10 protein-coding genes are annotated in these 13,665 nt (G+C 41.6%); 8 read left to right on the forward strand and 2 right to left on the reverse strand.

The features are described from left to right. Window positions 1–42: 42 nt before the first annotated feature. Complete coding sequence (radA, locus tag FAZ15_RS13220) at window positions 43–1,422, forward strand: DNA repair protein RadA (protein ID WP_136901794.1); 1,380 nt, start codon at window positions 43–45, stop codon at window positions 1,420–1,422. 127 nt (window positions 1,423–1,549) lie between these two features. Here the strand turns inward: radA and FAZ15_RS13225 are convergent, their stop codons facing one another. Continuing rightward, the gene (locus FAZ15_RS13225) at window positions 1,550–2,218 is read right to left on the reverse strand and encodes a TlpA family protein disulfide reductase (protein WP_136901795.1); all 669 of its coding nucleotides are present in this window, start codon (window positions 2,216–2,218) and stop codon (window positions 1,550–1,552) included. Between the two features lie 33 nt (window positions 2,219–2,251). Between FAZ15_RS13225 and FAZ15_RS13230 the strand changes: the two genes are divergently transcribed. The 3 genes from FAZ15_RS13230 (at window position 2,252) to FAZ15_RS13240 (ending at window position 6,286) form a co-directional block, all read left to right on the forward strand. Next, complete coding sequence (locus FAZ15_RS13230) at window positions 2,252–3,400, forward strand: methionine aminotransferase (RefSeq protein WP_136901796.1); 1,149 nt, start codon at window positions 2,252–2,254, stop codon at window positions 3,398–3,400. A gap of 124 nt (window positions 3,401–3,524) precedes the next feature. Beyond that, the gene (nagB, locus tag FAZ15_RS13235; protein ID WP_136901797.1) at window positions 3,525–5,447 is read left to right on the forward strand and encodes a glucosamine-6-phosphate deaminase; all 1,923 of its coding nucleotides are present in this window, start codon (window positions 3,525–3,527) and stop codon (window positions 5,445–5,447) included. A gap of 341 nt (window positions 5,448–5,788) precedes the next feature. Beyond that, entirely contained in the window at window positions 5,789–6,286 is a 498-nt protein-coding gene (locus FAZ15_RS13240) for a DUF4143 domain-containing protein (protein ID WP_238387248.1), read from the forward strand. Window positions 6,287–6,376: 90 nt separating this feature from the next. Here FAZ15_RS13240 and FAZ15_RS13245 read toward each other — a convergent pair whose 3' ends face one another. Continuing rightward, a complete protein-coding gene (locus FAZ15_RS13245) occupies window positions 6,377–7,306 on the reverse strand; it encodes a helix-turn-helix transcriptional regulator (RefSeq protein ID WP_136901798.1) in 930 nt (309 codons plus the stop codon). A gap of 333 nt (window positions 7,307–7,639) precedes the next feature. On the opposite strand from FAZ15_RS13245, the gene FAZ15_RS13250 reads away from it, so the two are divergent. The 4 genes from FAZ15_RS13250 (at window position 7,640) to FAZ15_RS13265 (ending at window position 13,656) form a co-directional block, all read left to right on the forward strand. Beyond that, complete coding sequence (locus tag FAZ15_RS13250; RefSeq protein ID WP_136901799.1) at window positions 7,640–10,063, forward strand: TonB-dependent receptor; 2,424 nt, start codon at window positions 7,640–7,642, stop codon at window positions 10,061–10,063. A gap of 22 nt (window positions 10,064–10,085) precedes the next feature. Continuing rightward, window positions 10,086–11,483: a hypothetical protein gene (locus FAZ15_RS13255; protein WP_136901800.1), complete on the forward strand. Its 1,398-nt coding sequence runs from the start codon at window positions 10,086–10,088 to the stop codon at window positions 11,481–11,483. A gap of 132 nt (window positions 11,484–11,615) precedes the next feature. Continuing rightward, on the forward strand, window positions 11,616–13,166 hold the full coding sequence (locus FAZ15_RS13260; RefSeq protein ID WP_136901801.1) for an ankyrin repeat domain-containing protein: 1,551 nt from the start codon (window positions 11,616–11,618) through the stop codon (window positions 13,164–13,166). Window positions 13,167–13,170: 4 nt separating this feature from the next. Then, complete coding sequence (locus tag FAZ15_RS13265; protein ID WP_136901802.1) at window positions 13,171–13,656, forward strand: DUF2271 domain-containing protein; 486 nt, start codon at window positions 13,171–13,173, stop codon at window positions 13,654–13,656. Window positions 13,657–13,665: the final 9 nt, after the last annotated feature.

Raw genomic sequence — 13,665 nt, forward strand, 5'->3', positions numbered from 1 at the left:
GTTTTATCTCTAATGCGCTTTATTTTTTAGTATTTTCGTACGATGGCAAAATCAAAATCAGCATACTTCTGTCAATCCTGTGGCTATGAATCCGCAAAATGGCTTGGTCAGTGCCCTTCCTGCAAGCAGTGGAATTCTTTTGTAGAAGAAGTTGTCGAAAAGTCCAGTTCCAAAGTACCAGAATGGCGAAGTTCTGCTACATCCTCCAAAAGAGCCAACAAAGCAGCGATCATACATGAAATCGTATACCAGGACGAACATCGGCTGGCCACACCCGATAAGGAATTCAATCGGGTGCTGGGAGGGGGCATAGTCCCCGGGTCGCTCGTCTTGATTGGAGGAGAACCCGGTATCGGGAAATCCACGTTGATGCTACAGCTTGCGTTAAATATACCACAGGTCAAAACGCTGTATATATCGGGCGAAGAAAGTGAGCAACAGATTAAGATGCGCGCCGAGCGATTGGTACAACATTCCAAAGCGAACTGCTACATCCTTACAGAGACATCTACACAAAATATATTCAAGCAGATTGAGATTATAGAGCCCAATATTATTGTTATTGATTCCATTCAGACGCTCCATTCGGCGCAGATTGAGTCAGCACCCGGTTCAGTTTCCCAAGTCCGTGAATGTACAGCAGAATTGCTGCGCTTTGCCAAAGAAACCAGCACACCTGTATTTATCGTAGGGCATATCACCAAAGATGGTGCTATTGCAGGGCCAAAAGTATTAGAACATATGGTCGATACGGTGCTACAATTTGAAGGAGACCGTCATCATGTGTACCGGATTCTCCGTTCTGTAAAAAATCGTTTTGGATCTTCTTCCGAACTGGGGATATATGAAATGCAAGGCTCGGGATTGCGCGAAGTATCTAATCCATCCGAAATTATGATGTCGCAAAGGGAAGAACCCGTCAGCGGCGTAGCCATTGCGGCCATGTTGGAGGGTATCAGACCGTTGATGATCGAAGTACAGGCCTTGGTAAGTAATTCTGCGTTTGGAACACCACAGCGTACCACTACAGGCTTTGATGCGAAGCGATTGAGTATGCTGTTGGCCGTGCTCGAAAAGCGATTTGGATTCCGGTTAAGTGCACAGGATGTGTTTTTAAATATAGCTGGGGGTATTCGGGTAGAAGATCCCGCAATAGATTTGGCCGTTATAGCGGCCCTGATATCTTCTCAGCAGGATATCCCGTTGCCAACGAATGTCACATTTGCCGGTGAGGTCGGTTTATCCGGAGAGATCCGTGCCGTCAACCGTATAGAACAACGTATTGCCGAAGCAGAAAAACTAGGTTTTGACGGTATATTTATTTCCAAATACAATGTAAAAGGACTGGATGTCAAAAAGTATGATATCGCTATCCGTCCAATGGCTACGTTAGAGAATCTATTCAGTGCCTTATTCGGGTAGTGGCTTTTTGTGCTTGCTGCTTAATCTGATCTTGATCTCGTCACTGCGAGGAGGTACGACGCGGCAGTCTTTAAGGTCATGTTGTCCTTAGTCTTTGCTGCTTCATCCTTAATCTTTAACCCAGTCCTTATTTCAGTACCTCTCTCAGCTTATTTTTTAGCGCCTCTCCATGAATGTTCTTGGCGATGATAATTCCTTCAGGATTCACCAGCACATTCTGTGGGATTGCTTTAATGCCATAAGTCTGCGCAGCTCCGCTGTTCCAATACTGTAAATCAGAAATATGTTTCCAGGTCAGCTTATCGTCTTCGATTGCCTTTTTCCACGGTCCGAATTCCCGATCCAGCGAAACACCCAATATCTCAAAATTTTTGTCTTTGAATTCGGCATATGTAGCAACTAGATTGGGATTTTCTGCCCGACAAGGAGGGCACCACGAAGCCCAAAAGTCCACCAATACATACTTGCCTTTCAGATCTTGCAGTGAATAGGGTTCACCACGTAAATCCAGCTGTGTAATACCCGGTGCCTTTTTTCCAACCGAACTCTTCTTCAGCGCATCCAAATAACGTTCGAAGATTTTACCTTCAGTGGATTTTCTTACCTTTTTATCTAAACCTTTAAACAGCGCCTTTAACTCCTTATAATCTGGGTCATATCCTCCTGCCCGTTGAATTAAGCGGATTGTTGCAATTTCGGTTGGTTTATCTTTTATTTGTGCCACGAGTTCCTCTTTTGACTGGGCAAATAAAAGAACCGGAATCATTAGCAATAGGGATAATAGTAATCTAATCATGTCATTAAAATTTATGTAAAGATAAACATATCTATGAACAACTCCTTCTCTTCCAAACTTCCCGAAACCGCTGTAAGTATCTTTTCACAGATGACAGCCCTTTCCAATGCGCATGGTGCCGTTAATTTATCACAGGGATTTCCTGATTTTCCGGCCGACCCAGAATTGATCAACCTTGTGACTGAATATATGCAACAGGGGTTTAATCAATATGCACCGATGCCCGGAATAATGGAACTTCGACAGGCCATTGCCAATAAACTGGAATACTTATATCGTGTACAAGTAAATCCAGAAACCGAAATTACCATCACCTCGGGAGGTACCCAAGCGCTTTTTACAGCGATAGGTACCGTGGTACAACCCGGAGACGAAGTGATCATTTTCGAACCTGCATACGATTCGTATAAACCCAGTGTAGAACTCTTCGGCGGAAAAGTAATTCCTGTTCGCCTACAGACTCCTATATTTCAGATTGATTGGGATGAAGTGGAAAGTCTGATTTCAGAAAAAACAAGGCTTATTATCATCAATAACCCGAATAATCCCACCGCTACCGTGCTGGCGCAAGAAGATTTACTCGCTTTAGAGCGGCTTGTAGTCGATCGGAATATCTATGTATTGAGTGATGAGGTGTACGAACATATCATATATGACGAACGTGTCCATCAAAGTGTGATTCAATATCCTGGTTTACGGGAGAGATCTTTCCTAGTAGCTTCTTTCGGTAAGCTGCTGCATACCACTGGATGGAAACTAGGCTATATCATTGCGCCCCCGTTTCTCACCACCGAATTCAGAAAAATTCATCAGTTCAATGTGTTTTCTTCGAATACGCCGATGCAATATGCCGTTGCGCGCTATCTGGAACAGCAGGGGAGATATTTGAATCTATCGTCCTTCTTCGAAAAAAAGAGAGATCTCTTAGTGATGGGGTTACAAGAAACCAGATTTAATATTTTGCCAAGCCAAGGTACATATTTTCTGTTAGTAGACTACTCCAATATCAGCGATCAAGACGAGTTATCTTTTGCCCAATATATCACCAGAGAACACCGAGTCGCGATGGTTCCGGTTTCCGCATTTTATTCCAAAGTCTATAATCAGCAGCTCTTGCGGATCTGCTTTGCTAAAAAAGAGGCGACGTTAGTTTCTGCAATTCAGCATCTAAAAGAATTATGAGATAGACAAACGGTTGCGGAGACGAAAAACGCAAGAAACCGCAAAAAAAATAAGAGTTTATTGATAAAACGATGTTTTTATTTCTAAATTTGTTATTCACGTTCTAAATTATTATTCCTTATCAATGGCAAGATTAAATTTGTTAGAGGAGACTCGTTTTGAAAAAGTGCCCGTAAAGGTATATCCAGATCAAGATGCGGCCTCGCTAGATGTTGCAAGACGTATTGCTTCCATTATCAAAGAAAAACAAGAAAAGGGTGAAACCGCTGTATTAGGTTTAGCTACAGGGGCGACGCCGATCAAAGTCTACAAAGAGCTGATTCGTCTTCACAAAGAAGAAGGGTTGAGTTTTAAAAATGTAGTGACTTTTAACTTGGATGAATACTATCCAATGCAGCCGACAGCCGATCAAAGTTATGTTCAGTTTATGGACAAACAGTTATTTGATCACATCGACATTCCAAAAGAAAATATCAATATTCCAGATGGAACGCTGACGTTGGAAGAAGTGCCCGCATTCTGTGAAGGATATGAGCAAAAAATATCTTCTTTCGGGGGATTAGATATTCAGATTCTCGGTATCGGACGTACGGGTCACATCGGTTTTAATGAACCAGGATCTGCACCTAATTCAGGGACACGTCTTGTTACGTTAGATGATTTGACACGAAGAGATGCATCCCGTGATTTCGGGGGTAAAGAAAATGTACCGACCAAAGCGATTACCATGGGTGTGGGTACTATTTTCAAAGCCAAAGAAATTATTTTGATGGCGTGGAACGAGAAGAAGGCAGAGATAGTGAAAAAAGCGATAGAAGGAGATATCTCTTCCGATATTCCAGCAACCTATCTGCAATTATCCGACCATGTAGAATTTGTTCTGGATCAAGATGCCGCTTCCTTGCTGACACGTTTTGATCTACCTTGGTTAGCTGAAGACGTTATTTGGACCGAATCGTTAGCTAAAAAAGCAGTTGTATGGCTGTCATTACACCTTGATAAAGCCATCCTGAAGTTAACCGATGATGATTATAATAATCATGGTATGGCACAGCTTGTTACTGAACAAGGACCGGCTTATAATATTAATATTCGTATTTTCAACGAATTACAACGTACCATCACCGGTTGGCCAGGGGGTAAGCCCAATGTCGATGACAGTAGCCGTCCAGAGCGTGCCGAACCCGCACGTAAGAATGTATTGTTGTTCTCACCACATCCTGATGATGACGTGATCTCGATGGGAGGTACCTTCATCCGCTTAGCCGATCAAGGACATAACGTTCATGTCGCTTATCAGACTTCCGGCAATACGGCAGTGTGGGATGACGATGTATTGCGTTACCTTGAATTCGTTATGGATTTTGCACAGGCCATTGCCGATGATAATGGCACCACGCGTAAAGTTTACGAAGAGGCACGAGAATTTTTCAAGACAAAACAACCAAACCAGGTTGATCCCGAAATCATTCGTATCACCAAAGCATATATCCGTAAGGGTGAAGCCATTGCAGGGGCACGCTTTGTAGGGCTTCCTGACGAAAATATACATTTTCAGGCGCTTCCATTCTATGATAGAGGTAAATTTTCAAAAGAGGTATCTTACGAAGATGATATCCAGCAAACCATAGAATTGCTTCGCAAGGTAAAACCACACCAAGTTTTTGCTGCCGGTGATTTTGCTGATCCACATGGAACACATAAAGTATGTTTCGATATATTATTTGAAGCCTTGCACCGCTTATCGAAGACCGATGAATGGACGAAAGACTGCTGGCTGTGGTTGTACCGTGGCGCATGGCATGAATATCCAATTCATGAAATAGAGATGGCAGTACCACTTTCACCACAAGAGGTAAAACGTAAACGTTTGGCCATATTCAAACACCAGTCACAGAAAGATCTTCCGGTTTTCCCGGGTGATGATCCACGTGAATTCTGGGTGCGTGCCGAAGACCGCACCAGCGATACCGCAAACCTATACCATAAGTTGGGTCTTGCCAATTACGAAGCGATTGAAGCTTTTGTACGTTGGAAATTTGATTAAAAGTTATATAGTAAAAAGAGAGGGAGCTGCTTTTAAGCAGCTCCTTTTTCCTTTAAGATTGGCGCTTGTCCTCTTGTCGTTATTGGATGGACTGCACGTTGTTTCCTTCGAGATTACTTCATAAGGGGTCCACAAATTTACCCTGCGGTTGAACCTCATTTCGTTCTATCACCTCATTTATGGGTTAATTTTGATTTACTCAATATATTGAGTAAATTAATTGAAACCAGTATCTCAAAAGACATCTTGATGCTCACTCGGGTGGATAAACCTGCGCTCATGAAACGGCTATTTGAAATTGGATGCAACTTTCTGGTCAGATACTATCTTATACCAAGATTATGGGGCAGCTATTAGATGCCGGAAATACGACTACACTCGCCCACTACCTTGGTTTATTGGATACAGCCGGATTATTAAATGGGTTGGAAAAATTTGATAGCAAGCTTATACGCAAACGATCGTCCAGTCCTAAATTCCAAGTACATAATACGGCTCTTATTAGTGCGCAACGAGTAGAAACATTTCAAGAAGTACGGTCTCATCCCGACGCCTGGGGAAGAATTGTTGAATCAGCAGTCGGAGCATACCTTGTCAATAGTTCTTACGCATCCGGATTTAAGGTGTATTATTGGCGTGAAGGAAATCATGAAGTGGATTTTGTTTTGGAATATCGTGGTAAAGTAATAGGTATAGAAATAAAAAGCGGACAGGCACAAAAAACATCCGGGATGCAAGTATTTCACAAAACCCAAAAGCCCGATCGGGTTCTTTTAGTTGGTGATAGCAACTTGCCATGGCAAGAATTTTTGCAGTTAGAGATCAGTACCTTATTTTAATCAGGCAGTTCGCTGCGAAACTTAAAGAAAGCATCCAAGTCAAACAGTACACTACTGGATATGATTAAAAGGGATATGTTCTCGTTATTATTATACAAAAACAACGGAAAATGCTAAGCTTTCGAATTCTAAATGAGATAGGATGGCTTCGTGGAATATTAAGAATGCATATTTTAACGAATTTGGTATAAACCCGAAGTACTTTTTGAATGCCGTTGTAAAGTGGGTAGCATGTTTGTACCCCGTAAGACGGGCCACATCTGATATACGGAGGTTACCGGTCATGATCAGTTTTTTAGCATATAGCATCTTCGTTTCCAACGTAAAGCTCATCACCGTTTTCCCGACATGCAGCTTGAAATATTTTTTGAGGTATTGTTCATTCGTGCCGATCATTTTTGCCAGGTCACCTATGCTGTGATTTTGGGTGAGGTCTTCCTGAATGATTTTTTTTGCTTGAATGACCTTATCCAACAGTTGGTCTTTCACGATAGATTTATTCTCTGACAGCAGTATTTCCATCTGCAACGCCAAGGCTTCCAATAATAGGCTATGCATCTTGATGTTACTCAACAAGTCTCCACTGGTATATAGATCTGCTATGCGTTGCTTTATCAGATCGATACGGCTGTTGGTTCGGATTACCCATGTGTCTGAAGAAAGCATTAATCCTGCGGTATGATATGCATCAAGATATTCCTTGGGAATAATGAACGCCATGATTTTTGCATTTTCCTTTATCGTGGAAATATCGAGTAGTTGTCCTGTTGTTACAAGATGGACGTTTGTATAATCACATGCTAACGAATATTGACAGTTACCTACCGCATAATAACAGGGGTTCTGCCCTTCGATACAGAGTATATTTAAGTAGCCTGATATTGGGAGAATAAGTTCAGAGATAGTGCCTCCATTCCAGATACCATATTGCATAACAGCGCTCAGCTCAGAGAAGAAGCTGTTTGCCGGCAAAGGCGTCGTAAATTCTGAAAATGAATCGTTACTCTCTAATGGTGTCATTTCGCTACCTCGATTAATGATCCTGTTTTTATATATCTTATTTAGACTAGTTCCAACTTAAACACAAACTTAGAAAAAATGCTTTGTATTTACAAACTGAATGCAGTGAGCTCATGCATACCTTTGAAAGCACACATGGATGAACAACCAAATACAGTGAATACACCCATTATTGCTATTGATTGTACCTAAAACAAGAGATATTTCCGATTATGAAGGTTTTTTTTCCGAATACGTCATTCTTCTATTTAGAATAATTCTAATTTTGCGTCGTTGGATTTTATTTAGACTTGTTCTAAGGAGAGTATCAATGTTATATATTAGTCTTTTTTGATGAAACAATTTTATTCGACTGTCTTATTTACCTTTTTATCCGTGTTGGTATCAGCGCAGACGGGCGATATTACAGGTAAGGTCCATTTGGAGGATGGTAGACCGGTAAGTAACGTAACGATCCGTGTTGTCGGGACTGAAATTGGAGGTATGTCGAATGACAAAGGTTTCTATACCTTAAAAAATGTTCCTTTTGGAACGCAAAAAATCCGTGTTTCATCGGTAGAAATTGATGCAACGACGTTGACACTTGTCGTGAGAAAGGCAAAAGAACATCTGGATGTGCATATCAGTCCGAAGGGCGATATCACATTAGATGAAGTAGCTGTGAAAGGCATGACCGTTAAGCGGGAAATGGAAACCAGCGGATTTGCGGTTGCAGTAATTGAAACCAGAGAAGCTTCGTTACGAAATCTGACTACGAACGAGCTGTTGGATCGAGCGGTTGGTGTAAGGGTAAGGCAGAATGGGGGAATTGGGTCTCAGATAGAGTACAATTTGAATGGTATGTCCGGCAGTGCTGTCGGGATATTTCTAGATGGAACCCCTATCTCGACCTTTGGATCTTCTTTCAACCTAAATAATATTCCTCCGGCGATGATCGAACGTATCGAGGTGTACAAAGGTGTATTGCCTTCGCACCTTACGGGCGATTATGTAGGTGGAGCTATTAACGTGATTATGAGGAAAGATGCATCTGCTAATAATGTCTCTGCGGCGGTCTCCTATGGATCTTTTAACACCTTCCAATCAGATTTGAGTGCTATCTATAGAGATCAAAAAACAGGATTCACTTCAAGGGTTTCGGGATTTTATACCTATACAGATAATAGTTACGAGATGTGGGGCAAATTTGCGATGAAAACTGATGCTGAGCTAAAATTGACGAGATTTAACAGATTTAATCGGTTCAATAATACGTACAAATCCATCGGAGGACGCTTTGAGTTTGGTTTTACAGATGTCAAATGGGCCGATCAATTTTTCTTAGGATATAACATATCAGATACCTACCAAGATATTCCACATGGAACGACTATGGCACAACCTTATGTGGGAAGGTTCAACGAGTATCAAGCGCATGTGTTTAGTTTGAATTATAATAAGGCAAATCTTTTTATCGACGGGTTAGCACTCAATTTAAACGCCGTTTATAGCAATAGAAGTACCTATCTACAAGATACATCAAGGATGATGTACAACTGGGATGGAAGTCCTATGGAACGTATGTTTAATGGTGTACCTACTCCGTGGGTTAAGCGGCCCGGTATGGGGCAACAAGGTGTTGCGGTTATTACTGATATAGACCGTCAGATTATCAACGCTCGGACTAATTTGTCCTACACAGTCGCCCAAGGTCATCGTTTGTCGGTGAATCACAATCTGAATTCCACTCGCCGTGAGGATGAAGATTTGCTCAATCCAAATGCCGTAATGAATTCCGGGAATGATCGCACTACGACGACAAATATATTTGGGTTTAATTACGAAGCACAGACGCTCGGAAATAAATTAAGAACAAATCTACTGGCTAAGTATACGATTAATCAAAATCATTACGATAACGCGGGGCAGGTAACCACCTTAACTAATAGCAATCCTGGGTACGGTATTACTGCATCCTATAATGTGATACCCAAGTTATTTGTGATAGCATCTAGTGAGAATTCGTTTATCTCTCCAAGAGACGAGCAAATTTTCGGAAGCCCCGAAACGAATATTTTAGAAAATTTGGAGTTAAAACCTGAAAAAAACGTCAATTATAATTTAGGTTTTAGGTACACGGTTTTAGAAGGTAAGAAAAATAAGCTTTCGATTTACGCAAATACGTTCTGGCGGAATGGCTATGACAAAATAGCCGTGCAGGCTGTAGATTCCGTGATTGCAGGTCGAGAAAGTGATGCTAACATTGAGACAACACGCTACATTAACCTCGGCCGAACCCAATCCCGAGGATTTGAAGCAGAAGTTACTTACGTGTATAATAATAGGTTGAATGTGTTGGCAAACTTTTCCAAATTTAATTCCTTAATGAAAACAGAATTTGATGAAAATGGTCAGCCTTATCGTTTCTATAACAGACAACTACCCAACGAACCGTATTTCATGCTGAACGCCAGTGTACAGTATCGGATAGATAACCTTATCCAAAGAAAATCAACTTTTAATATATTTTACAATACCGGGTATGTTGCTCCTTTCCAGACTGTTTGGGTTGATTCCGATGGATGGTTTACAACTCCAACGCAATTTTATCACGACATAGGAGGTAGTTATCGTACGCCAAATGGCCGTATAGTAGTCAGCTTAGATCTGAAAAATATTACCAATGCAGAGGTATATGATAACTTTGGTGTCCAAAAGCCGGGCAGGGGTGTATATGTAAAATTGAATTACATGCTTAATAACTTTAATCGAAAATAGAAAACAATAAAATCTACATAAAATGAATAAAAGACTACTCAAATCCGTATTGTTCGGTTCAGCTATCGTGCTAGGTACGATGGTGTCATGTGACAAAAACGATGGACCGAATGATTCTAACGATGGTCCCTCAGGTCCGGATAACAGTCCAAGGAAATTCATCACGTTGACCGCTGCGTTTCCAGATGCTGAAAGTAATACCGCAGGTAATGGAGGAACATTAGCATACGGCCTAAGCCTTGAAGAGGCAAAGGATGCCACAAAAGAGTTAGATATTTACGCAAATGGATATGGACTTCGGTCTGAAAGAACTGCACGCGTGCAAGGATCCGTTAACGGTAATTTTTTGTACAACATCCAATATACAGGAGTTAACGGAGGAATCTTTAATAAGTACAGGGTTCTAGGCGGAAAGCAGTTTGAGGATACAAAAGAAGAATTGAATGTTGCGGGAGTATTAAGTACATCTCCGCGTTGGGTAAAAGCTGCAGAAGGTATTGGAGTCGGCGTAAAACTTGAAGGTGCTTCTGCACCGATAGACCCTGCTAAAGCAGAGGCAGGCACGCAAACTTATGAGTATATAAGAGGAACTGCAAGTGTAGCAATTATCAATTTGGATGATCCTAGAGTACCTAATACCACTGAATTTGAATTCCCGTTCACACAAGCAGAAAAAGAAGCTGGTTATTCTGTAGGTCGAATTGATGTTCCTGTTATTAATGGAGATAAAATTTATATTGGCTGTTCACTTAGTAAAGTGGATCCTACAAAGCCACCAGTGAAATCAGTAAATTCAGAGACAGGTGTTGTGAGCTGGAGGTGGGCTAATGATGCTGCGAATATTAAAGGTTCCGTAACGCTGGTTGTTGATTATCCATCTTTGGCTAACCCAAAACTGATTTGGTCTACCCAAAGCAAATCTTCTAACAATAGCTATCGTACGATGACACAGTATGTCGGTACTGACGGAAACGTTTACCAAGCGACCGCTACATCCGGATCCCAAATATTACGCATCAACAAGTCAACAGGTAATTACGATAACACCTACAACTTTGATTTGAAAGCAGCATTAAATACTCCAAATAATGTCGCTATCAAAGCATGGTCATATATCAAAGATGGTGTTGGCATCGTAATGTATACTGAAACGGATGTCGCCGGCGGTTATATAGCACTTGTAGATCTGAATAATAATACGGCTACTAAATTGGCTATTGATATCCAAGCTGATGCTTCCTTCTCTACAACATTTGGCCAGTTACAAAATATTGCTTTTGCGGGAGACGATGTGTATGTGCCTTTGACTCCTAGCGGCAAAGAAGGGAATCTTTATATTGTCAACTGGAAAAATAAAACTGTTGCTAAAGGAATCAAACTTAAAGGGCAAGCAGGAAGTCACTTTATCGGTTCTTATTAATCGATAAAAAACTAAAGCAGATATCTTTAGTTATCAAATCAGGTAGGTTCCACGAACCTTACCTGATTTGTGCTTAAGATAGATTTTGTTATTAATTTCGATGTTATCCAGATAAAATAAATATTCACACATATGAAAAAAATACTTCTAGCATCACTTTTATTCGCTTCGGTATATGCCACCGCACAGCAGCGCGGAGCTAACACGAATACCTTGATGAATCCCGAGTTCTGGAAATCACAGCCTACTATAGAGCAGGTAAAAGCAGAAATCGCCAAAGGTAATAGCCCATCACAACCCGATGCCGCTTCCTGGGATCCAACAGCACGAGCTATTCTTAACGAAGCACCCTTAGAAACCATCAAGTTTATGGTCGAACAAGAAGGCAATGGCGTAGCCAAAAAGACACACCACAGCGCTTCTTATTTACACTGGGCGGCAGGAAGAGGAAATGCCGAACTGGTAAATTACCTCATCGAAAAAGGTTCAGATATCCATCTAAACGACAGCCACGGCCGTTCCGTTATCGAGAATGCTGCATTAAGTAGTACGGATAACTTCGCCGTTTTAGACGCCCTTTTCAAAGCTGGTGTAGATCCAAAGCAGAAATTCGGCGACGGTGCTTCATTACTATTGTTAGGGATTTCTACCGACAATGACCTGAAGAAGTCCGACTATTTTGTGTCCAAAGGACTGTCATACAACGATACCGACGAGTACGGAAGCACCGCTGTTGATTATGTTGCAAAATTGGGTAACAAAGAATTGATGCAGAAATTAATGGCTAAAGGTCTAAAACCAACCAACAATGCACTTTTCTTCGCAACACAAGGCTCCAGAGCATCCCAGAATGGTATCGAAACCTACCAGTATCTAGTCGAAGAATTAAAGTTAGATCCTAAAGCGATCTATCAAAAAGACGGTTCTACAATCTTACACCCATTAGTGCGCCGTCCGAACACGGATATTATCAATTACTTCTTAGCTAAAGGTGTCGATGTCAACAAAAAAGATATCGAAGGCAATACCGTATTGGCGAATGCCGCAAGTGGCAGGGATGCCGCATTAGTTGCTACCTTGATTGCCAAAACCTCGGATATCAATGCAGTCAATGAAAAAGGCGAATCGGCCCTGATGAAAGCAGTTGCCGATGGTTCGACTGAGATCGTGTCCCTGTTATTGAAAAATGGTGCAGATATTAATGTAAAAGACCGGGATGGCAACAATCTGGCTTATCATTGGTTTAATTCATTCAGAGAAGGCAGACCGGGCGGGCCGATGGGGGCACCGCAGGGCCAAGGTTCACAAGGAGGTGCGTCGACTCAACCGCAGACAGATGACTTTGCCGAAAAGCTAGCTGTTTTAAAAGCCAATGGTCTTGACGTAATTTCTCCACAAGCAAATGGACGCACCTTGTTTCATTTAGCCGTTGCTAAAGAAAATGCAGCCCTTATAAAAAAAGCAGCTGAATTGGGCGCAGACATCAATGCCCAAGACGCAGAAAAAACGACCGCATTGCACAAAGCCGCTCTGATAGCTAAAGACGATGTGCTTTTAAAGGAACTTGTCGCATTGGGGGCAAAAAAAGATTTGAAAACAGAGTTCGAGGAGACGGCCTATGATCTGGCTCAAGACAACGACTTTTTGAAAAGCAATAATGTCGCTATCGATTTCTTAAAATAATAAGATGAAAATACACGTAAAACTTATATTAGCAATCTGCAGCCTATTTTTAGTTGCCAATCAATCTCTTGCCCAGACGAGTAAATACAAGTGCATGATCCAGATGGTGAGTTACCAAGGCGAAAAAGCATACGTCATTATCTCCCTGATCAACCCCAAAGGCGAATACGAAAAGACACTTTCGGTACTTGGTCCTGATAAGCAATGGTTCAATACCCTAAAAGAATGGTATAAATTCCAGACCAAGACAAAAGAGAAAATCAGTGCCGTGACCGGTGCATCCGTGGGCGGTGGCGACCGTGCTGTGCGTACTATCGAAATAGACAATGCCAAACTGAATAAAGGATATAAATTACGCTTTGAATCAGCCGTAGAAGAACAAAAATACCACGTAAAAGACGTAGAACTTGCTGTAACACCCCAAGGGCTGATAGAACGTGCCGAGGGCACGGGATATATCCGTTTCGTGAAATTAAGTAAAGTTCAGTAAGCCGCAACA

This window comes from Sphingobacterium olei (genome assembly GCF_005048855.1).
GTDB classification, from domain to species: Bacteria; Bacteroidota; Bacteroidia; order Sphingobacteriales; family Sphingobacteriaceae; genus Sphingobacterium; species Sphingobacterium olei.

Excerpts from the sequence above, each read along its gene's own strand:
- radA (WP_136901794.1), top strand. The coding sequence starts at position 43 with ATGGCAAAATCAAAATCAGCATACTTCTGTCAATCCTGTGGCTATGAA.
- FAZ15_RS13225 (WP_136901795.1), bottom strand. The coding sequence starts at position 2,218 with ATGATTAGATTACTATTATCCCTATTGCTAATGATTCCGGTTCTTTTA.
- FAZ15_RS13230 (WP_136901796.1), top strand. The coding sequence starts at position 2,252 with ATGAACAACTCCTTCTCTTCCAAACTTCCCGAAACCGCTGTAAGTATC.
- nagB (WP_136901797.1), top strand. The coding sequence starts at position 3,525 with ATGGCAAGATTAAATTTGTTAGAGGAGACTCGTTTTGAAAAAGTGCCC.
- FAZ15_RS13240 (WP_238387248.1), top strand. The coding sequence starts at position 5,789 with ATGGGGCAGCTATTAGATGCCGGAAATACGACTACACTCGCCCACTAC.
- FAZ15_RS13245 (WP_136901798.1), bottom strand. The coding sequence starts at position 7,306 with ATGACACCATTAGAGAGTAACGATTCATTTTCAGAATTTACGACGCCT.
- FAZ15_RS13250 (WP_136901799.1), top strand. The coding sequence starts at position 7,640 with ATGAAACAATTTTATTCGACTGTCTTATTTACCTTTTTATCCGTGTTG.
- FAZ15_RS13255 (WP_136901800.1), top strand. The coding sequence starts at position 10,086 with ATGAATAAAAGACTACTCAAATCCGTATTGTTCGGTTCAGCTATCGTG.
- FAZ15_RS13260 (WP_136901801.1), top strand. The coding sequence starts at position 11,616 with ATGAAAAAAATACTTCTAGCATCACTTTTATTCGCTTCGGTATATGCC.
- FAZ15_RS13265 (WP_136901802.1), top strand. The coding sequence starts at position 13,171 with ATGAAAATACACGTAAAACTTATATTAGCAATCTGCAGCCTATTTTTA.